Genomic DNA, 19807 nt, shown 5'->3' with positions numbered 1-19807 from the left:
TTCAAACAAGCTTAAAAAAGATTTATAATTTGATACTTTCTCCGATATCCAGCAACATCAAGTCTTTGCCGGCATCAAAGAATTTCTTTTTGGCTTCATCGTGATTGATTTCGATATACCCAAACGTGTCAAAATGCACGCCGAGTACTTTATCACAATCGACAAAATCGGAAGCAATAATGGCATCATCCACATCCATTGTAAAGTTGTTTCCAATAGACAGAATGGCTAAATCGAGTTTGGTACGCATTGGAATGAGTTTCATGTCCATAGTTAGTGCTGTATCGCCCGAAATGTAGATGTTTTTGTGTTCGCCTTCAATTACGAATCCAGCCGGATTTCCGCCATAAGAGCCGTCGGGAAACGAACTGGAATGAATGGCGTTGACCAATTTTACTTTACCAAAGTCGAATTGCCAGCTACCACCATGATTCATTGGATGGTATTTTAGGCCTTTATTGCCATAATGCACCGCTACTTCATAATTTGACACAACAACGGCATCCGTGCGCTTTGCAATGGCTTCAGCATCTAAAATATGGTCTTGATGCGCATGCGTTAGTAAGATGTAATCGGCTTGAAGCGTGTTGATGTCAATATGAGACGCTTTGGGATTGGCCGTGATAAATGGATCAACAAGTATGTGTTTGCCACTTACTTCAATTGAGATGCACGCATGACCGTAGAATGTGATTTTCATAATTAGTTGGTGTAATAAATGATTAAATCTGAAAGAAAATATATCAATGATAAAGACAATAAAATAGACAATAAGAACGTACTTAAAGCCAATTTCTTTAATTCAGGATCTAATAATTTGGGTTCTTTATTTTCAGCCACTCTCAATAAATGAGCTGATAATGGAATGTAAGCGATTAAGAAGAAATAAAGATCAAAATTAAAACGTTCGGGATTTGGATCTCGGTAACTGAAATCGAAAATTACCGCAAAAAGCAACATCAATACCATAGCCGAAATCACTAAAAAGAAATGGTATTTTTTAGCCCAAGCACCACCATTTTTGACAACGATGGTATTTTTACCTGATTTTTTATCAGATTCTTCGTCGCGCATGTTGTTCAGGTTCAATACCCCAACACTTAAAAATCCGATGGCTGTTGCCGGCATAAGTAACAACCAATCCATTTGTTTAGAAAACATAAAATACACCCCGAAGGTACTTACTATTCCGAAAAAAGTAAACACAAAAACATCGCCCAAGCCACGGTATCCGTATGGATTTTTGCCCACAGTATAACGAATGGCAGATGCTATAGCTAAAATGCCCAGCACAAAAAAGATAATCGAATACAAGAAATATTTCCCTTTAAAAGACACATAAATGAGCAACATGGCCGATACCAGTGTTAGAAATGCGGTAATGAAAATAGCATAACGCATTTCGCCTGGCGTGATCAATCCGCTTTGAATGGCGCGTTTCGGACCAATACGGTCTTCGTTGTCGGTGCCTTTTACCCCATCACCATAGTCGTTGGCAAAATTGGATAGAATTTGTAATCCTAAAGTGGTAGAAAGTGCTAAAATGACAATTTTCCAGTTGAAAATCCCTTGCGACATCGCATAAAAACTACCTACCAAGATTCCGGATACCGAAAGTGGTAGTGTTCTAACTCGTGCGGCTTCAATCCAATGTTTCATATGATACTAAATTTTAGATATTAGATTTTAAATTACATCCAATTACTGTCGGATGTTTCGATTTCGTACAGCCAAAGGTTTACGTAATCTTTGATGGTATCGTATTGTCCTAAATAAAAAGTAAGACTTCCGCCTGCAGTGTGCATCGTTAGCGAACCAATATTTAGATTTTTATGCCAAAACAATTGTGAGGTTGTTAGGGCTTGTATTTTTTTTATTTCAATAATTTCGTGGTCTACATCCCAAGCGCCACTTTGCTTGATGATGTGATTGTCACTAATAAACAAACGGTAATTCCGGAATCCAAAAAAATGAATAATTAGCGAAAAAACCGTGTAAAAAATGGCAAAGTGCGTGTATTTAAAAACCTCAGCATCTATTCTTTTTCCGAAAAAATAAAACCCTGTTAAAGGTAGTACAATAGTAAGGAAAATTGAAAAAACCAATTTACGAAAATTAGGCAGCATCTTTACGCCTTTTTCGGGTAATTGTTTAAAAATTAACTTTAAAATTTCGTCTCGTTCTGTAGCATTACAACCCGGAATCTCAATAAGCGCTTTCTTTTGTTTCTTTTCGTCGCTAATAGCTTGCTTAATTTTGATTTCGAGCACGTTGAGCTTTTTCTGAAAATAGTTTTGAGATAGGTTTACGATTTGTACTTTTTCGGGTTTCAAAATTGTGCTTTCGGTATTGATTAATCCGTATGACATCAATAACGAGCCTTTTTGTTTCGAAATCGTCAAATCAAAATACTTGATTACCGTTCGACCAATATTGATTAAAAATACAATCGTAAACAACACGATAATAAAAAACAAAATTGAGTAAATTACTGGATAATTATCTACCAGCTTTTCGATTTTATCGCCATCAATCACATCATCTTTACCTATGTTTCTTAGGTTGTCAAGTATTGTAAAAAAGAACGTTAAAATAAGCCCAATGCTTCTCACATAATTGGATGTGATGCCTACTTTAAACAAACTTGACAAACTGATTTTCAAGAAAGGATGCACTTCATTCGAAACCGTTACTTTAGGTTCGTTTTCTTCAGAAAATTCCGTTACCTTCTGTGATTTCTGTAGTTCGTTATCCAATAATTTGGCTTTTAATGCCAAGGCTAAATCGTGTGAAATGGCTTTGATATCGCCTTCTTTTTTGTCGCTTCCAGCCGTATCAACACTTAGTGCATAAATACCAATAAGTCGTTGAATAATATTTTGATGAATGTTGACTTGTTGGATTTTATTAAGTTGAATGGTTGTTTTGGTTTTGTTAATAATACCATCGCTGACAATAAATTCGTCGTGTTCGGCATCAATATAAAACGTAAAATTTAGGTACCGTAAATAAGCCACAACTCCAACCAATAGTAACAATCCTACTATTCCTAAAAACACAAAAATCTTACTCAAGGTATCGGCCTTGAACATTACAATTAAAACCAAAGGCAAAAATGCCCTTGCAAATTTTTGCAAAGAATCCACAAAAATGACCAAAATACCAATAGGCGATTGGCGTTGCGGCTGGTTGAAATTGGCTTCCATTACAATTGTTTTTGAATTTTACCCATCAATAACTGTTTGATGTTTTCGGCCTCTTCTTTGGCGATACCTGGAATTTCCAAATCACTGGAATTACCGCCTGCCGTAAAGATTTCAACTTTGGCTAATCCAAAAATTCGAGACACAAAACCTTCATGTAAGGCTACGTGTTGCACTCTATTGTACGGAATTACCATAGTACTTGTTGCGATGAGACCACTTCTGTATATTACATCGTGATTGCGGAAAGCAAAAGCTTTTTTCTTGAAAGCCAATCGGTTTAACAAAATTGAAACACTAAAAACCACCAAAAAGGCTACCAATATTGGCAAACCATAATTGGAGAGCTCTTCGGCACTGTACCAAATTACGCCTACTGCAATTCCTAATATGAAAAAAACAACCAACAAGTTAATCAATTGCACATTCCAATATTTAGTATGCAAAGGCGTTAATGAAATCGCTTCATATCGCGGAAGTTTCTTGGTATCTATAGCTTCGTTAGTGAAATTTTCCATACGTTATTTTTTGATTTTTGAAGAAAAAAGTTGAATTACGTTCTCGATTATGGCAACCATTTTTTATCAAAGTTTGGCTTGCGTTTTTCTAAAAAGGCATCCCTTCCTTCTTTTGCTTCATCGGTCATATAAGCCAATCGGGTAGCTTCACCAGCAAATACTTGTTGGCCAACCATACCGTCATCGGTTAAATTCATAGCAAATTTGAGCATCTTAATGGAAGTAGGCGATTTGGCTAGAATTTCTTGTGCCCATTGATAAGCTGTATCTTCTAATGCATCATGCGGAATTACGGCATTGACCATTCCCATTTCAAAGGCTTCTTGTGCTGAATAATTTCGACCTAAGAAAAAGATTTCTCTAGCTTTCTTTTGTCCAACCATTTTAGCCAAATAAGCCGACCCATAACCCCCATCAAAACTAGTGACATCGGCATCGGTTTGTTTGAAAATGGCGTGTTCTTTACTGGCTAAGGTCAAATCGCATACCACATGCAAACTGTGACCGCCACCAACAGCCCAACCGGGAACCACACAAATTACGGCTTTGGGCATGAAACGAATTAAACGTTGTACGTCTAAAATATTCAATCGATGGTAGCCATCATCGCCTACATAGCCTTGATGACCACGCGCTTTTTGATCGCCGCCACTACAAAACGACCAAATGCCGTCTTTAGAACTTGGTCCTTCCGCAGAAAGCAAGACTACTCCAATAGAGGTATCTTCTTGAGCATCGTGAAAAGCTTGCAGTAATTCGGCTGTAGTTTTAGGACGGAACGCATTGCGAACGTCGGGACGGTTGAATGCAATTCGGGCCACACCGTTGCATTTTTTATACGTAATATCTTCAAATTCCCTTGCGGTAATCCAATTTATATCTGACATATTCTTTTTTTTAAGGGTAAAAATACTATTTTTATAACTTATTTAAAAAGAAACTTATAATGAAAAAAATATTTGGATTCTTATTCCTCTTAACCTATTCAATTTCAGCGGTATCACAAACAAAAGCCACCTCATTTCCGGGTGCCGGTTTTAAGGCAGCTTTTCCGAATAAACCCGAAGTGGTAAAAAATGATGTTGATTCTAAAGTTGGTAAAATAGCAACCACCACTTATAATTGTGAAGGTGAAGATTTTTTAATTGTACTTTCGGAAAGTATTTATCCGGCTGAATTAATTAAAAAATTAGACGGCGCTGGAGTTCAAGGAATTTTAGACGGCGCCAAAAACGGTGCGGTTAAGAACATTGAAACCCAATTGGGAGGAAAATTTGTGCTTTCTACGGATGAAAAATTCTTATTCAATGAGAAATACTCCGCTGCAAAATTTGGAGGTGCCATAGAAGACGTTACCATGGAAACCCTCTGCATTGTTAAAGACAATCATTTTTTTATTGTGATGGTTATTGGAAATACCAAATCTGAAGTCGCGATACAATTTGTAAATTCGTTTCAACTCAACGAGTAATCAAAATATTGCCGTATCGGATGTTTGAAATTGAAAACTATCTCCTTACTTTTGCATCAAGAAACACAAACAAAACTTAACTTAGGATTACACTATTATGAACCGATTCTTATCTTCCAAAAACACCTTTACGATTGCCATCTTATGGGGCATTGTATTGTTTTTCATCGCGATGTTGGTCTTGAATCTTGAAAAAGGAAATATACCAGTGATTCCATTGATTATTATATCTTTAGTGACTGGTTTTGTGTTATGGGTTTTATTAGATACTCGATACGTGATAAAAAACAATTTTTTACTGTATCGTTCGGGCCCTATTCGTGGTAGAGTTGACATTACTAAAATCAAATCTATTAAACGTTTTTCGGGATTGAATGTTCCAGTAATGTTGAAACCCGCATTGGATACAAAAGGTTTTATTGTGACCTATAATCAATTTGACGATTTATTCATATCTCCAAAAATGAGTGATATTTTTATTCAAGAAATAAAAAAAATCAATCCACAAATTGAAGTGATTTAATACAAAAAGGAAGCCAAATAGCTTCCTTTTTCTTATCCTATTTTTACCGAAGTCATGGTTAACGAACCACCTACAGGTTTGTCGTTAAAGAAACTCACCTCCTCTTTATCATCGCGCAATGCAATGTTGTATAACAACGGATAATAATGATCGGGTGTTGGAATGGCCAGTTTGGCAGCTGCATTTAATTTTTCATAGGCAATCAACGATTTAAAATCATTAGTTGCTATTTTTTCTTTGAAGATGGCATTCATTTCAATCGCCCAATCAAAACCATATTCAGGTTCTTGCAACTTATCCCAAGCCACCATTCGAAGGTTGTGTACCATGTTTCCACTACCAATAATCAATACGCCTTTTTTGCGCAAAGAAGCGAGCTGTTTGGCCAAATCATAATGATATTGAGGCGGTTTGTTATAATCGATACTCAATTGAAGCACCGGAATATCGGCATTGGGATACATGTGTCGCACCACAGTCCAAGTGCCATGGTCTAATCCCCAATCGTGGTCTAATCCTACTGGTGTAGCGGTGATTAATTCAGATGTTGTTTTAGCCAATTCGGGGCTTCCTTTGGCAGGATATTCGACATCAAACAAGGCCTGCGGAAAACCACCAAAATCATGAATCGTTTTAGGATTTTCCATTGCGGTTATGTGAGTGCCATTAGTCAACCAATGCGCCGAGATTACTAAAACGGCTTTGGGTTTGGGTATTTCTTTACCAAACTTTGCCCAAGTTCTAGAAAACTCGTTGTCTTCAATTCCGTTCATTGGTGACCCATGACCAATAAATAATACGGGGAGTTTGTTGTCTTCTTCGGTTAATTCTTTAGTCCAATTGTAAAACGGCTGTAGTGATGCCATGGCTGCTCCTCCTATGAGTGTTTTGATGAATGTTTCTCGTTTCAATGCTACAACATTTGTATATACAAATGTACTAATATTTTGAGACAAAATTTACTTCATAAGAAAATATTAACATAAAAAAAAAGCAGATTAGCAGATTTTGGTATCAATCTGTCAATCTGCGGTTTTTCCATATAATTGAAATTTCTATTGTATCAAATAAATCCCATCGTCTTTAATCTCAATCAATTTCTCTTTGTATAAAAGTCCGATTGCTTTTTTAAACGTCTTTTTGCTCATCTTCAAAACCGTTTTAATATCTTCGGGATTAGAATTGTCGTTCAATCGCAAGAAACCTCGACTGGCTCTCAATTCATTTAAAATAATTTCCGAATTGGGTTCGATGTTTTCAAAACCTTGTTTGTGCAACGAAACATCTATTTTTCCATCAGGACGAATAAACTTTATGTAGCCTTTCATCTTATCTCCAGTTCGAATGGTATCGTCATAAACCTCATCTTTGTAGACCAATCCTTTGTGTTTTTGGTTGATGATGACGTTGATTCCGATGTCTGTAATATGAGAAATAATCAAATCAACTTCTTCTCCTTTTTCAACCGTGATATTTTCATTATCCAAAAACTGATTGGTTTTACTAGAAGCCACTAACCTCTTGGTTTTTTCGTCCATATAAAGATACACCAAATACCGTTTTCCTTTTTCCATCGGACGCGCTTGCTCTTTAAATGGAACTAAAATATCTTTTTCCATGCCCCAATCCATAAAAGCCCCTACTTGATTGGTATAATTCACACGCAAAAGAGCAAATTCGTTTAAGAAAACATAAGGTACTAAAGTAGTCGCTACTGGACGTTCTTCATGGTCTAGATACACAAAAACGGTGATTTCCTCTCCAATTTCAAATACTTTGGGAACGTATTTATTGGGTAACAGTACATCATCTTCTTCATTTCCGTTTCCTAAAAATAATCCCACTTTGGTATCGCGTAAAATGGTAAGCGTATTGTATTGGCCGATGTTAAGCATTTTCTTGAATTTGGGCAAAGGTATGAAATTGAATTAGGAATTGTGAATTTAGGAATTAGGAATTGATGATATGTAGCTAAATTGATTACATTTGAATACCAACAAAGCTGTAATGTCAAAAAAAGACGAAAATAAAATTCAAGCCGAAGAATCTGATTATTTATACATTCAAACATCTCAACTTCCCAATTCGGGCAAAGGTTTGTTCACCGCTATTGCCATATATAAAGAGGAAATTATTGCCGTTTTTAATGGTGAAGTTTTATCAAATAAAGAAGCTGCTATACGTTCAAAAAAAGGATTAGACACCTATTTTATGAACTTACTCAACGGAACCATTTTAGATTGCATGACTACTGATGGTTTTGCAAAATACGCCAATGACGCTTGTGGATTTTCAAAATCTGACTTTAAAAACAATGCCAAAATAGCCTTAGACGAAAACAACCAAGTGTGCTTAATAGCACTCAAAAAAATAAAAGCTGGAGACGAAATTTTTTGTGATTACGGGAAGAACTATTGGAAGAAACACGGTTAAACCAACTCCTTAAAATACTGCAACAACACCTTGTCGTTCTCTAATGTTGGTGTAAACACTTCTAATAAAGCGGGTTTTTCATCATTTGAAAATAGTGTTTTTAAACTTTTATCTAAAGTAGTCTCATTACTCGCCGTTAAATAATTAAAGCCATACATTTTGGCTAAATGTTCGGCAGTCAAACAATGTGAGGTTTCAAAAAACGTATTGAAAACAGGCGTCTCATCATGACCTGGAAGAATTCTGAAAATGCCACCACCACCATTGTTTATCAAAATAATTTTGAAATTTTTCGGAATGTATTGGTTCCAAAGTGCGTTGCTGTCGTATAAAAATCCGATGTCGCCAGCGATAAACACGTTGGGTTTTCCACTTCCTACCGCCGCTCCAATTGCCGTTGATGTACTACCGTCGATACCGCTGGTACCTCTATTGCTAAACACTTCAATGCTTTTTTCAATGTCAAACAATTGAGCATACCGAATGGGCGAACTGTTGCTGATTTGCAATTGCGAATTCTTCGGCAAAGTCGGAATGACTTTTTCAAACACTTTTAAATCGGTAAACGGAATTTTAGCTAAGTATTCGATACTTTTTTGTTGACGTAACGTCTTTATATCTTGAGCCAATTGATTGTAATCACTTTCCACTGTTGCTGTAAAAATGAAAAACGATTCTAAAAACAAATTAGGTGTCGCCTCAAAATGCTTGGTCAAACAACCAAAGGTATCGTAAGCTCGTAAAGTATCGATATGCCAATGGTGATTTGGCTTGTATTTTCGTAAAAAAGCTTTAATGCGTTTGGACACAATCATGCCGCCAAAAGTCACTAAAATATCGGGTTGAAAAGCTAGAAAATCGTTGTGGGTGAACGGTGTAATTATCGAATCAATAGTGTTAATAAACTTCGGATGGTGCAAATTGGATGTCGTTTCAATGAGCACCACAACCGAAGGATCATTGGCTAATTTATCAAGAAACTTTTGCTCAACGGCATTGGGTTCGTTAACGCCAACCAACACCAATTTCTTTTTGGAAGCATTCCAAATGGAAGCATATTCCGAAATCGGTTCGTCATAGATAAAATCGGTTGCAACTGATGAAACTATTTTTGGTTCCACAGTCAATTCAGAAACCGTTTCATACAACGGTTCTTCAAAAGGCGCATTGATGTGTACTGGCCCTTTTTGGGCGAAAGCCGTATGAATCGCTTCGTTTATTGAATAATCATTTTCATCGGAAGCGTCCTCGGTTAGATTGGCATTGAATAACGAATGATTGGCAAACACATTTTCTTGACGAATGGTTTGTCCGTCGCCAATATCAATCTTGCTCTGAGGTCTATCGGCAGAAAGCACTATAAAAGGAATCTGACTGTAAAACGCTTCCGCAAATGCCGGATAATAATTCAGCAATGCCGAACCCGAAGTACACACAACGGCAACCGGTTTTTTGATTTGTTGCGCCATTCCTACGGCAAAAAATGCCGCCGAACGCTCGTCAGCAATACTGTAACAAGTAAAATCGGGATGACTCGCAAAGCCTATTGTTAATGGAGCATTACGTGAACCTGGAGAAATTATGATAGTGGTAATTCCTTTAGCGCGAAATATTTCGATAATGGATTGTGCTAAAGGTATTTTTGGGTATGTCATTTTTATGGAGTTGCAAGGGTACAAAGTTACAAAGTTGTAAAGTATTTTCAAGAGGTTGGTCAAGTTTTATTATTTTTGAAGTCAATTCTCATACTATGGAAATCAATATCAGAAATTACCACATTGAAGATGCACCAGCCATTTTAGAAATCATCAATTACAATATTCTAAACTCAACCGCTTTGTATGATTATGAACCGCGAACGTTAGCCAATCAATTGGCTCTTTTTGAAGACAAACTCCAAAAAAGATTTCCAATTGTAGTGGCTGTTGAGAATGGAATTGTAGTTGGTTTTGGGTATTATAGCGAATTCCGATTTCGTGAAGCCTATAAATTTACGGTAGAACATTCGGTGTATGCACATCCTAATCATTTGGGAAAAGGTATTGGTAAACTTCTTCTACAAGAACTCATTCATTTGGCGAAAGCACAAAAACTGCACACCATGATTGGCGTTATTGATGCCGAAAATCAAACCAGTATCGATTTTCATAAAAAATTCGGGTTTGAAATTGCAGGCACTATTAAAGAATCTGGATTCAAATTTGACCGTTGGTTGCACAGTGTTTTTATGCAAAAAATGCTTTAGACTTTTCATAGAATAGACATTTAAAACCAGATTTTACAGGTATCAATCGTTGTTAGAATAATAATAATCAAAACAATTGACCAATTTTTTGGACTTTGCCAATTTGGTTTATACTTTTCCCTAAATTCCTTCGCATTAAGTAATATTGCATTTGTAAAAAACAAAATCATAAGAAGAATTAAATACAAATACTCTAGATTTCTCCAAACAATATGAACTTGTTGGAGCAGCTTTAAAATATATTGCAACGAAATAATCCCAAAACTAAACCACATTGTAAAACCAATTATCCAGCCTTTAAAATGATTTTTAATCAATAAAATTCCTGACGTTAAAAAAAGTAATGCTTTGAATAAAGGCAGGAAATTGTTTTTAAAGATTTTATAAAATGACAAATATTTCCAACCCAAATTACTGTCATTCAAATAATATTCTATTGTAACCATGTTACTGTAAAAAATTATGTAAATTAATGTCAACCCAAATATTATTTGTAGTGAGGCAATAATTTTTTCAGTAATTACCCATGGCTTTGTCATTTCATTTTTTTCTTTTTATTAAAAATTTTACTTCAATATTTCCTCAAAATTCGGTTTGAAATAATTCGGACCTTTCATCACCTTACCGTCTTCTCTGTAAATAGGTTTGCCGTCTTCGCCAAGCTTACTCATGTTACTTCGTTGAATTTCGTCAAACACTTCTTCTATTTTATGTTGCAATCCGTGTTCGATTATGGTGCCACAAAGAATATAAAGCATGTCGCCAAGAGCATCGGCGATTTCTACGATATCATTATTCTGAACGGCTTCCAGATATTCTTCGTTTTCTTCTTTCATCAAATTGTAACGAAGCATGTTGATTTGTTTCCCCAAATCGGCTTTAATTATTTCGCTTACACCTAATCCAAAAGCGGTATGAAATTCTTTAACAGAGTTGATTTGTTTTTGCATTTTACTTAAAATTAATTATGAAGCCAAAATACAAATTATGAATTCAAATGCCTAAATTTGTTGAAAAATTACTAATTATGTTTACAAAAGGGCAATTGATCTTTGCGGGCTTTTTTATCGTAGCATTTGTAGCTGCCATGATTTATGCATATGGCAAAGACAAGGCATTACACAACAAATTTTATAAAGGAAACTACAAGATATTATTGGGTTTTTTCGGGTTTATACTGGTGCTTTTTTTAATTAAAATATTCTCTAGGCATTAATAATCAATTCTTAACTTAAAGTTTTTTTTATTGAATTCACGGTAAAACAACTTCTATTTTTAGAATTGTGTAACGATAGATTTATTTTTATTATATTTACGTCGCAATTGCTTAACCTCTAATGAGAATACTCAAATACATATTTTTATTACTTTTTTTAATCCTAATTGGATTGACGGTTTTTGTATCAACACAAAATGCCAACTATGATGTGACCCGAAGTAAAGTAATTAAAAATCCTAGAGCTGTAGTATTCAATTACATTAACGATTTTCGAAATTGGGAAACCTTTGCTTCATGGATTCAAAACGATGCCTCTATGAAATTCACCTATCCCGAACTTACTATGGGAAAAGGCGCTTCGTGCAGTTGGACAAGTGACAGCAGCGATGGAAATTTAAAAACCTATTTGGTAAAAGAAAACGACAGTATTGCACAACAAATGATTCAAAATGGCGAATCGTCTACCATTTCATGGAAATTTAAAGATACTACAGGCGGTACCAAAGTGACTTGGAGAAGCAAAGGCAAACTGGATTTTAAATCAAAAGTCTTGGCTTTTTTTCAAGGTGGAATTAATTCAGTGGTGGGTGATTCGTATGAAAAGAGTTTAGAAAATCTGAACAAAACCCTTGACTACGAAATCAACACCTATAAAATTAAAGTTAACGGTGTAGTGAATAAGCAAGGTGGATTTTACTTAAAACAATTCATGCACTGCAAACAAAAAGAGGTTGATCGTTACGTCAAAATATTAGTACCAAGAATGGAGCGCTTTTTTGAAAAAAACAAATTAACGGCAAACGGGAAATTATTTATCATTTACCATAAATACGATCGGGCCAATGACGACATACGATTTTCGGTATGTATGCCGGTTAGAGATTCCATTCACATCATGCCGGGAAGCGATATAGAATCGGGTGAAATGCCAAATTACACCTCGTTAAAAACGACTTTGGTTGGCGATTATTCGCATACGCAAATGGCTTGGAAAAAAGCGTTCAATTACATTTCCGACAATCATTTGGAGCGCAATCGTTCAGGACAAGTGATTGAAGTATATGTAAAAGGACGAAATGATGTTAAAAGTCCGTCCAAATGGGTAACCGAAATTTATGTACCTGTTTATCCAAAAGCAACTCCAAAACCAGCCTATCGAAAACCAACCGATTCCACAGCGGTTGCGGTTCCGTCTGAGAATGCTGCTCCTTAAAAAAATCATAAAAAAAGAATTTGAAACAAGTTCCGATTAAACCTTTTCGAGTATCTTTATTCTTATAGATAAATTTTCGCCTTGCAAGAAGAAAAGGAATTCATACAAGAATTATTAAATCCTAAAACGCAGAACATTGCGTTTCAAAAACTCTTGCGCGAGTATCAAAAACCGTTGTACCATCACATTAGAAACATCGTTTTAAATCATGACGACACCGATGATGTATTACAAAACACTTTTGTTAAAGTATTCCAACATTTAAAAAACTTCAAAGGCGAGAGCAAATTGTTTTCTTGGATGTACCGCATCGCCACCAATGAAGCCATTACCTTCATTAACAATAAAGCCAAACGCAACGGAACTACTAGTGAAGCAATGCAAACAAAAATTGTAGAAAACTTACAATCGGATGTATATTTTGATGGAAATGAGATTCAAATCAAATTGCAAAAAGCGATTGCATTACTTCCAGAAAAACAACAACTGGTTTTTAAAATGAAATATTACGAAGAAATAAAATACGAAAACATGTCGGAGATTTTAGGCACTTCGGTAGGCGCTTTAAAAGCATCGTATCATCATGCCGTAAAAAAAATTGAAGAATATATGAATCACAATTAAACCTTTTACAACAACAAACGTCTTACTAACATGAAAGATTTTAAATTAGATACTAACGAAAAAATAACTTCAGGATTTACAGTTCCCGATCATTATTTTGATGCTTTCTCTGAAAAGGTTCTGTCACAATTACCTAAAGCAGAGCCAAAAGTAGTATCCTTTTACGCTCGAAATAAACGTTGGATGTATTCGGCAGCAGCAGTTTTAGTCATTGCCTTATCCATTCCGATAGTGTATCAAATACAAAATCGAGAAGCCGAATTGACTTCGAGTGAAGTAGAAAGTTATCTGGTAAACCATACCACCCTTTCAGATGATGATATCGTTAATTTACTAGAACAAGAAGATATTGACCAATTAAAAATAGATACTCCAATTGAAAAAGAAGCCTTAGAAGAAGTACTTTCTAGCAACACCGAATTGGAACAATACATTACAAACGAAAACTAAACGGCATGAAAAATTATAAACTTATAACGATAGCGCTTTTTTTTATTTCCATAGCTACTTTTGCGCAAGATGGACCCATTAAACAGCGATTTAAAGAAAAAAAAGAACAAATTAAAGCTTTAAAAGTTGCTTATATCACTAGTGAATTGGATTTAACTCCAGACGAAGCTGCTAAATTTTGGCCTTTGTACAATGCTTTTGAAGACAAACAACAAGAAATTAGAAAGCAAAAAATGAAAGCCTTTTTAGATCGAAAGGACGACAATTCTATTGACAAATTAACTGAAAAAGAAGCAACAACGATGCTCAATCAAATGGAAAGCACCGAAGACGAATTGTATCAATTGAAAAAGAAATTCATTGCTAATTTAAAAGGTGTCTTACCAGCTGTTAAAATATTGAAACTTAAAAAAGCAGAAGAAGAATTCAGTAAAAAACTGCTGCAACAATACCGAGATAAAAAAATTGGACGATAAAAAATCACATCAAAATCTAAAAGCGCTTTTCAATGGAGAAGCGCTTTTTTTATGGCATTAATTTGTGCTAAAAACAAGTCGTACTATTTTATTTTTACCCGCAGCAATAGCTGTTGTATCATTTACAAAACGAATGGTGTATAATGAACTGTCTGCGCTAAACTGTTGCCAAGTAGCCCCTTGATCTTTAGAATAATACAATCCGCTGGCACCCACAGAAACCAGTTGCTTGCCATTACTATTTGGCACGAATTGCACACACGAAGCATAACCAAATCCTTGATGTTCCCCAACCAACTTCCAACTTTTACCACCATTGGTTGTTAAGGCTTTATTTTGAAAATTTTGAGTGGGCTTTTCATAATTTCCACCGGCTATAAATCCGATGTTTTCATTGTAAAAATCGGCGGTAAAAATACCCGTCATCGTTTCTCCTTGAACAATGGGCGTTTCATAAACTGTCCATGTAAGTCCTTTATCTGACGAATAAAAAACTCGAGATTTCTTTCCTCCAGAAACAATCCAAGTGGCATTTCCTTTAACAATAATATTGGTATTACTGGCGGCGAATGCGGCTTCACCTTCAACTACTTTCGGAAGTTTATCGCAGGACAATTTGCTCCACGTTTCACCACCATCACGAGTAATAATAATTGAAAAACAATCATCAATGGGATCACCTACAGCGATACCTTCTAAATCGTTCCAAAATTGCATACTGTCGTAAAACACTTTTTCATGGTGTTCTTCATAGACTATTTTCTTTTGAACCAAATCTTTAGAAAATTTATACAGTACAGCAGGATTCCCTACATTAACAACAAAAACAGCCGTACTCGTTTGCGCTATACTTCTAAATTCTAATTTCAGAGAATCTTTTTTTATACTACGTTCCATTTTATTGGCATCTTTTAAACTCACATACCCTACTCTATTTTTATCGGCAGCATACCAAACTTTATCCGAAGAAACGGTTATAGGTCGAATGCTAATCTTATCTTTCAAAAGGGTATCCATTTTTACACTGGTAAAAAAAGTTGTTTTATAAACTTGACCAGATTTACATGAAGAAAATAAAATAGAGACTATAAGTATAAGGAGTACTTTCTTTATCATGCTATATCATTAATTACATTAAAGATTCATTTTTTTAATCAATTGGCTTACTCATTATGGGCTTCAAATCCAAATTGAATTGCCGCTTTAAGCACATCAATATTGATGTTTTCCAACGATTTGAATTTAATACAATAGCCAGTTACCGTTGCTTTTCCTAATGTTTCTGCATACGTTTTGGCTAAATAGGTCTTATCGTTTAAACCCATAACGTAAACTGATATTCCAGTAGTATTAGCACTGATTCCAATCTGATAAAAAGGTTTGGTTGTGCCATCAGCATATTTTATGGTATAAACACCATAGCCAATATTCGGATTCGAAACCACTTTATTGTCACTGTTCTTACCATCTAGAAACCACAATTCGCAGTCAGGCCTCATTTCCAAAATAATACTATGCAACTTTTGCATTTCAATCCTTTTCAATTCCGGTTGACTATTAATATACGCTTCAATTTGTTTTTGTACCATCATAAAAAATCATTTATCCAACAAATACTGTAAATAGAATACCTACAGCTAAATAACGTTGCTAAAATACAACTTAATTTTATGTTAATGATATGTGAATGGTTCATTCTTGGCACAGAAATTGGTTTGTTCCTTTCAAATACTATTATGAACCCTATATACTTTGTATTATGAAAACTAAAATATTACTTTCGTCATTTATGAGTTTGCTGTTAGTAAATTCATTTGCACAAGACAGAACTACTGTTAATGCTACAAGTTCTGAAGTTAGTGACAATCTCGATCTTAGAGCGGTTGCTTCTATTTTTGGAGATTCTAAAGATTTAGCCGATTTCGAATTCAGGTTAAATGATCCAAAAACACAAATATCTAACTTAGATTTGAACAACGACAATCAAGTGGACTATTTACGTGTGATTGAATCGGTAGAGAAAAACGTACACTTAGTGGTGATTCAAGCCGTTTTGGGTCAAAATCAATTCCAAGATGTGGCTACCGTTGAAGTAGAAAAAGACAACAACAATCGCATGCAAGTTCAAGTGGTTGGTGATGTGTATATGTATGGAAGAAACTACATATACGAACCAGTATATGTAAGTGTACCCGTAATTTACAATTATTTCTGGGTTCCAAATTACCGTCCATACTACTCTTCATGGTATTGGGGATATTATCCAACGTATTATTATGCATGGAATCCGTGTCCAATATTTCGTTACAGACACCATATCGGATTGTGCATCAATTTTAATTACCGATACAATTATGTGAATTACAGACGATGTGAATGGGCCTACAACAATTATTATGGAAGAAGAGGAAATTATTATGAAAGAGAATATCCAAACCGTTCTTTTGAACGTCGAAATTCTGGCTTTTCAAACCGATATGAATTGGATCAAACTCGACCAAGACACGATGTAGCGTTCAACGACAACCCAAGAAATTCTGGTCAAGTAGGTCCTAGAAACTTTGACAACCCAAGAGGAAATTCGGATGCAAGCCCTAGAGGAAACAACAATGATGCACCACGAAGTAATTCATTAGGAAGTCCTAGAGACAACGCCATTTCAAATCCAAGAACCGTTTCTAACGATTCACCTAGAGGAAGTGCAACAGATTCTCCAAGAACTAATTCCTACAGTACGCCACGATCTTCTGAAAGCAATGCTAACGTATATTCTTCTCCAAGATCAAATTCAAATGATTCTCCTAGAAGTACTACATACAGTACGCCTCGGGCATCAGACAATAATTCGGTATACACTTCTCCGAGATCAAATTCAAACGATTCTCCTAGAAGTACTACATACAGTACACCTCGTGCTTCTGAAAATAATTCAGTGTATACTTCCCCAAGAGGAAATACAAGTGAATCGCCAAGAAATTCAGGATATGGTGCTGCAAGTGAGCCAAGAAGTTACGGTGGCGGAAGTACTTCTCCTAGAAACTATGGCGGTGAAAGTTCATCACCAAGAAGTTCAGGAGGAAATTATGGTGGTGGAAGTGCTTCACCAAGAGGAAATGGTGGCGGATTTAGTGGTGGTGGAAGCCGAAGTTTTGGAGGACAATCTACTGGCGGCGGTGGCGGCAGAGGCGCTGGTGGCGGCAGAAGATAATTTATAATCATACTAAACTAAAAGGCATCGAAAATTTTCGATGCTTTTTTTATTTAAAATCTTTAAAAGTAATACATTTGTACTCTTTTTTAACAAAATATTATGAGCTCAAATAGTCATAGCCATCAGCATCTTCACAGTAAATTATCTGCGGCTGGATTACTTATTACACTGGGAATTATTTATGGAGATATTGGTACATCGCCTCTATATGTAATGAATTCTATAATTGGTGACAGTGTTATTACTAAAGATTTAATTTTAGGAGGCTTATCCTGTATTTTTTGGACGTTAACGCTACAGACTACATTAAAATATGTAATCATCACACTAAGCGCCGACAATCATGGAGAAGGTGGAATTTTTGCGCTATATGCTTTAGTAAAACGAACTAAAATTCAGTGGCTAATTGTTCCTGCTATCATTGGAGGAAGTGCACTTTTAGCAGATGGTATCATTACACCGCCTATTTCTGTTTCTTCTGCTGTAGAAGGATTACGCATCTTTAAACCAGATATTCCAACAGTGCCTATTGTTATTTCTATTTTGTTTGTGTTGTTTACCATTCAACAATTCGGAACCAAACTAGTAGGTAAATTTTTTGCTCCCATGATGTTGGTTTGGTTTTCCATGCTGGGTGTTTTGGGAGTTATCCAAATGGTAACCAATCTTGAAGTTTTTAAAGCCCTAAACCCATACTATGCTTATAATTTATTAACTAGTGATGTTAGCGATCAAGGCTTTTTTATATTAGGAGCTGTTTTTTTATGTACAACTGGAGCTGAAGCGTTGTACTCTGATATGGGGCATTGCGGCAGAAAAAACATCCGCATCAGTTGGATTTTTGTCAAAACTACGCTAGTCTTAAATTACTTTGGTCAAGGCGCCTATTTACTGTTACACGAAGGAAGTAAATTGTCTGAACTTGGTGCTAACAATACCAATCCATTCTATTTAATAATGGCGGAATGGTTCAAACCAGTGGGAATTGTTGTGGCAACATTAGCTGCTGTTATTGCTTCTCAAGCCTTAATTAGTGGTTCGTTTACTTTAATTAACGAAGCCATGAGATTGAACTTTTGGCCCAAAGTAAAAATCAAATTTCCTACCGATGTAAAAGGACAATTATACATCCCATCCATCAACTGGTTGCTATTCTTTGGATGTGTTGGAATCGTTTGGCACTTTCAAGAATCCAGCAATATGGAGCATGCCTATGGTTTAGCGATTATATTGTGTATGATCATGACTACCATCCTATTGAACTATTATTTAATCATGAAAAGAGTAAAGTGGTATTTTATTGCACCACTTATCCTAATCTATCTAACTATCGAATTTAGTTTCTTAGCAGCCAACATCACTAAATTTATGGACGGTGGTTTTGTAACATTATTCATTGCTATAGTGTTAATTGGCGTTATGTCAACATGGTATTTGGCTAAGAAAATCAGTAAGAACTATACTAAAATGGTTAAGATTGATGCCTATAAAAAAGTACTGGCCGAATTGAGTGTCGATTTATCCATTCCGAAATATGCTACGCATTTGGTTTACATGACCAACTCCAATCGATCTGATGAGATTGAGGAAAAAGTAATGTATTCGATTCTTCAAAAACGTCCAAAAAGAGCCGATTTGTATTGGTTTGTTCACGTAAATATTTTGAGTGAACCTTATAAAAAAGAATTTAAAGTTACCGAAGTTATTCCAGACGATTTATACCGCGTAGACTTCTATCTTGGATTTAGAGAACCTACCAAAATCAACTTAATGCTGAAAGAAGTTATTAAAGATATGGTGAGTAAAGGTGAAGTTGATATTACCAGTCGTTATGAATCTTTGAATAAAAACAATATTATTGGTGATTTCAAATTTGTGCTTTCAGAAAAATTCCTTTCTAACGATAGTGATTTAACGTTCTTTGAAAACATTGTTATGAATGCTTATTTCTTCATGAAAAAATTCAGTTTATCGGAAGAAAAAGGATTTGGTTTGGACAGTAGTTCCGTTAAAGTAGAACAATTTCCAATGGTATTACACCCACCCGAAATTATCGATATGAAACGAATTGACTCACATGGCAGTCATTAATTTCTAAAAAATAACCCTCTTTAAAAAGAAGTATTCTTAATTTCGAAAACGTTTTTAAGAATACTTCTTTTCTTTATATAAAAAAGCAATACCTTTGCAGGCTGATTCAAGGACAATGTCCCAATTGAAC

21 protein-coding genes are annotated in these 19807 nt (G+C 35.4%); 10 read left to right on the top strand and 11 right to left on the bottom strand.

The features are described from left to right. Positions 1–22: 22 nt before the first annotated feature. From ACODSI_RS09930 to ACODSI_RS09910, 5 genes are read right to left on the bottom strand one after another with little or no spacing between them, the layout of a single operon-like run. Positions 23–700 (bottom strand): metal-dependent hydrolase, encoded by a 678-nt coding sequence (locus tag ACODSI_RS09930; RefSeq protein WP_488916694.1) that lies wholly within the window; start codon positions 698–700, stop codon positions 23–25. A 2-nt stretch (positions 701–702) separates the two neighbouring features. Beyond that, positions 703–1659, bottom strand: coding sequence for a 1,4-dihydroxy-2-naphthoate octaprenyltransferase (gene menA, locus ACODSI_RS09925; RefSeq protein WP_488916693.1), 957 nt, complete (start codon positions 1657–1659; stop codon positions 703–705). A 32-nt stretch (positions 1660–1691) separates the two neighbouring features. Continuing rightward, positions 1692–3206: a PH domain-containing protein gene (locus ACODSI_RS09920; RefSeq protein WP_488916692.1), complete on the bottom strand. Its 1515-nt coding sequence runs from the start codon at positions 3204–3206 to the stop codon at positions 1692–1694. Continuing rightward, positions 3206–3721: a PH domain-containing protein gene (locus ACODSI_RS09915; protein WP_488916691.1), complete on the bottom strand. Its 516-nt coding sequence runs from the start codon at positions 3719–3721 to the stop codon at positions 3206–3208. The genes ACODSI_RS09920 and ACODSI_RS09915 overlap by 1 nt, the downstream gene beginning before the upstream one ends. Before the next feature lie 47 nt (positions 3722–3768). Then, positions 3769–4608: a 1,4-dihydroxy-2-naphthoyl-CoA synthase gene (locus ACODSI_RS09910; protein WP_488916690.1), complete on the bottom strand. Its 840-nt coding sequence runs from the start codon at positions 4606–4608 to the stop codon at positions 3769–3771. A 59-nt stretch (positions 4609–4667) separates the two neighbouring features. On the opposite strand from ACODSI_RS09910, the gene ACODSI_RS09905 reads away from it, so the two are divergent. Both ACODSI_RS09905 and ACODSI_RS09900 read left to right on the top strand, forming a co-directional pair. Further along, positions 4668–5192 carry a hypothetical protein gene (locus ACODSI_RS09905; protein WP_488916689.1) on the top strand — a complete coding sequence of 175 codons (525 nt, stop codon included), beginning with the start codon at positions 4668–4670 and terminating at the stop codon, positions 5190–5192. Between the two features lie 97 nt (positions 5193–5289). Further along, positions 5290–5715 (top strand): PH domain-containing protein, encoded by a 426-nt coding sequence (locus tag ACODSI_RS09900; RefSeq protein WP_488916688.1) that lies wholly within the window; start codon positions 5290–5292, stop codon positions 5713–5715. Between the two features lie 32 nt (positions 5716–5747). Here ACODSI_RS09900 and ygiD read toward each other — a convergent pair whose 3' ends face one another. Both ygiD and ACODSI_RS09890 read right to left on the bottom strand, forming a co-directional pair. Then, positions 5748–6581: a 4,5-DOPA-extradiol-dioxygenase gene (gene ygiD, locus ACODSI_RS09895; RefSeq protein ID WP_488916795.1), complete on the bottom strand. Its 834-nt coding sequence runs from the start codon at positions 6579–6581 to the stop codon at positions 5748–5750. Positions 6582–6770: 189 nt separating this feature from the next. Beyond that, positions 6771–7610, bottom strand: coding sequence for a CvfB family protein (locus ACODSI_RS09890; RefSeq protein WP_488916687.1), 840 nt, complete (start codon positions 7608–7610; stop codon positions 6771–6773). Positions 7611–7722: 112 nt separating this feature from the next. On the opposite strand from ACODSI_RS09890, the gene ACODSI_RS09885 reads away from it, so the two are divergent. Beyond that, complete coding sequence (locus ACODSI_RS09885) at positions 7723–8148, top strand: SET domain-containing protein (RefSeq protein ID WP_488916686.1); 426 nt, start codon at positions 7723–7725, stop codon at positions 8146–8148. On the opposite strand, the gene menD is transcribed toward ACODSI_RS09885, so the two are convergent. Next, complete coding sequence (menD, locus tag ACODSI_RS09880) at positions 8145–9803, bottom strand: 2-succinyl-5-enolpyruvyl-6-hydroxy-3-cyclohexene-1-carboxylic-acid synthase (RefSeq protein ID WP_488916685.1); 1659 nt, start codon at positions 9801–9803, stop codon at positions 8145–8147. The genes ACODSI_RS09885 and menD overlap by 4 nt on opposite strands. Before the next feature lie 95 nt (positions 9804–9898). Between menD and ACODSI_RS09875 the strand changes: the two genes are divergently transcribed. Continuing rightward, on the top strand, positions 9899–10393 hold the full coding sequence (locus ACODSI_RS09875) for a GNAT family N-acetyltransferase (protein ID WP_488916684.1): 495 nt from the start codon (positions 9899–9901) through the stop codon (positions 10391–10393). A gap of 566 nt (positions 10394–10959) precedes the next feature. On the opposite strand, the gene ACODSI_RS09870 is transcribed toward ACODSI_RS09875, so the two are convergent. Then, the gene (locus tag ACODSI_RS09870; protein WP_488916683.1) at positions 10960–11343 is read right to left on the bottom strand and encodes a pyrophosphohydrolase domain-containing protein; all 384 of its coding nucleotides are present in this window, start codon (positions 11341–11343) and stop codon (positions 10960–10962) included. Positions 11344–11730: 387 nt separating this feature from the next. Here ACODSI_RS09870 and ACODSI_RS09865 point away from each other — a divergent pair, with 387 nt between their 5' ends. The 4 genes from ACODSI_RS09865 to ACODSI_RS09850 all read left to right on the top strand — a co-directional run bounded on the left by ACODSI_RS09865 (position 11731) and on the right by ACODSI_RS09850 (position 14375). Beyond that, complete coding sequence (locus ACODSI_RS09865; RefSeq protein WP_488916682.1) at positions 11731–12825, top strand: SRPBCC family protein; 1095 nt, start codon at positions 11731–11733, stop codon at positions 12823–12825. Positions 12826–12906: 81 nt separating this feature from the next. Then, entirely contained in the window at positions 12907–13449 is a 543-nt protein-coding gene (locus tag ACODSI_RS09860; protein WP_488916681.1) for an RNA polymerase sigma factor, read from the top strand. A gap of 30 nt (positions 13450–13479) precedes the next feature. Continuing rightward, entirely contained in the window at positions 13480–13899 is a 420-nt protein-coding gene (locus ACODSI_RS09855; protein ID WP_488916680.1) for a hypothetical protein, read from the top strand. 5 nt (positions 13900–13904) lie between these two features. Beyond that, positions 13905–14375, top strand: coding sequence for a sensor of ECF-type sigma factor (locus ACODSI_RS09850; RefSeq protein WP_488916679.1), 471 nt, complete (start codon positions 13905–13907; stop codon positions 14373–14375). Between the two features lie 57 nt (positions 14376–14432). On the opposite strand, the gene ACODSI_RS09845 is transcribed toward ACODSI_RS09850, so the two are convergent. Together ACODSI_RS09845 and ACODSI_RS09840 are read right to left on the bottom strand one after the other, a co-directional pair. Then, positions 14433–15392 carry a sialidase family protein gene (locus tag ACODSI_RS09845; protein WP_488916678.1) on the bottom strand — a complete coding sequence of 320 codons (960 nt, stop codon included), beginning with the start codon at positions 15390–15392 and terminating at the stop codon, positions 14433–14435. Between the two features lie 146 nt (positions 15393–15538). Beyond that, complete coding sequence (locus tag ACODSI_RS09840) at positions 15539–15967, bottom strand: DUF1801 domain-containing protein (RefSeq protein WP_488916677.1); 429 nt, start codon at positions 15965–15967, stop codon at positions 15539–15541. 167 nt (positions 15968–16134) lie between these two features. Between ACODSI_RS09840 and ACODSI_RS09835 the strand changes: the two genes are divergently transcribed. Both ACODSI_RS09835 and ACODSI_RS09830 read left to right on the top strand, forming a co-directional pair. Continuing rightward, positions 16135–17583, top strand: coding sequence for a hypothetical protein (locus ACODSI_RS09835; RefSeq protein WP_488916676.1), 1449 nt, complete (start codon positions 16135–16137; stop codon positions 17581–17583). Positions 17584–17685: 102 nt separating this feature from the next. Continuing rightward, positions 17686–19677 (top strand): KUP/HAK/KT family potassium transporter, encoded by a 1992-nt coding sequence (locus ACODSI_RS09830; RefSeq protein WP_488916675.1) that lies wholly within the window; start codon positions 17686–17688, stop codon positions 19675–19677. The last annotated feature ends 130 nt before the right edge of the window (positions 19678–19807 follow it).

The organism is Flavobacterium sp. FG139, assembly GCF_057809695.1.
The sequence above is the reverse complement of the archived record's forward strand: the minus strand, read 5'-3'. Positions and strand labels throughout refer to the sequence as shown.

Excerpts from the sequence above, each read along its gene's own strand:
- menD (WP_488916685.1), bottom strand. The coding sequence starts at position 9,803 with ATGACATACCCAAAAATACCTTTAGCACAATCCATTATCGAAATATTT.
- ACODSI_RS09835 (WP_488916676.1), top strand. The coding sequence starts at position 16,135 with ATGAAAACTAAAATATTACTTTCGTCATTTATGAGTTTGCTGTTAGTA.
- ACODSI_RS09910 (WP_488916690.1), bottom strand. The coding sequence starts at position 4,608 with ATGTCAGATATAAATTGGATTACCGCAAGGGAATTTGAAGATATTACG.
- ACODSI_RS09855 (WP_488916680.1), top strand. The coding sequence starts at position 13,480 with ATGAAAGATTTTAAATTAGATACTAACGAAAAAATAACTTCAGGATTT.
- ACODSI_RS09845 (WP_488916678.1), bottom strand. The coding sequence starts at position 15,392 with ATGGATACCCTTTTGAAAGATAAGATTAGCATTCGACCTATAACCGTT.
- ACODSI_RS09900 (WP_488916688.1), top strand. The coding sequence starts at position 5,290 with ATGAACCGATTCTTATCTTCCAAAAACACCTTTACGATTGCCATCTTA.
- ACODSI_RS09915 (WP_488916691.1), bottom strand. The coding sequence starts at position 3,721 with ATGGAAAATTTCACTAACGAAGCTATAGATACCAAGAAACTTCCGCGA.
- ACODSI_RS09850 (WP_488916679.1), top strand. The coding sequence starts at position 13,905 with ATGAAAAATTATAAACTTATAACGATAGCGCTTTTTTTTATTTCCATA.
- ACODSI_RS09865 (WP_488916682.1), top strand. The coding sequence starts at position 11,731 with ATGAGAATACTCAAATACATATTTTTATTACTTTTTTTAATCCTAATT.
- ACODSI_RS09920 (WP_488916692.1), bottom strand. The coding sequence starts at position 3,206 with ATGGAAGCCAATTTCAACCAGCCGCAACGCCAATCGCCTATTGGTATT.
- ACODSI_RS09870 (WP_488916683.1), bottom strand. The coding sequence starts at position 11,343 with ATGCAAAAACAAATCAACTCTGTTAAAGAATTTCATACCGCTTTTGGA.
- menA (WP_488916693.1), bottom strand. The coding sequence starts at position 1,659 with ATGAAACATTGGATTGAAGCCGCACGAGTTAGAACACTACCACTTTCG.
- ACODSI_RS09875 (WP_488916684.1), top strand. The coding sequence starts at position 9,899 with ATGGAAATCAATATCAGAAATTACCACATTGAAGATGCACCAGCCATT.
- ACODSI_RS09885 (WP_488916686.1), top strand. The coding sequence starts at position 7,723 with ATGTCAAAAAAAGACGAAAATAAAATTCAAGCCGAAGAATCTGATTAT.
- ACODSI_RS09930 (WP_488916694.1), bottom strand. The coding sequence starts at position 700 with ATGAAAATCACATTCTACGGTCATGCGTGCATCTCAATTGAAGTAAGT.
- ACODSI_RS09905 (WP_488916689.1), top strand. The coding sequence starts at position 4,668 with ATGAAAAAAATATTTGGATTCTTATTCCTCTTAACCTATTCAATTTCA.
- ACODSI_RS09890 (WP_488916687.1), bottom strand. The coding sequence starts at position 7,610 with ATGCTTAACATCGGCCAATACAATACGCTTACCATTTTACGCGATACC.
- ygiD (WP_488916795.1), bottom strand. The coding sequence starts at position 6,581 with ATGGCATCACTACAGCCGTTTTACAATTGGACTAAAGAATTAACCGAA.
- ACODSI_RS09840 (WP_488916677.1), bottom strand. The coding sequence starts at position 15,967 with ATGATGGTACAAAAACAAATTGAAGCGTATATTAATAGTCAACCGGAA.
- ACODSI_RS09830 (WP_488916675.1), top strand. The coding sequence starts at position 17,686 with ATGAGCTCAAATAGTCATAGCCATCAGCATCTTCACAGTAAATTATCT.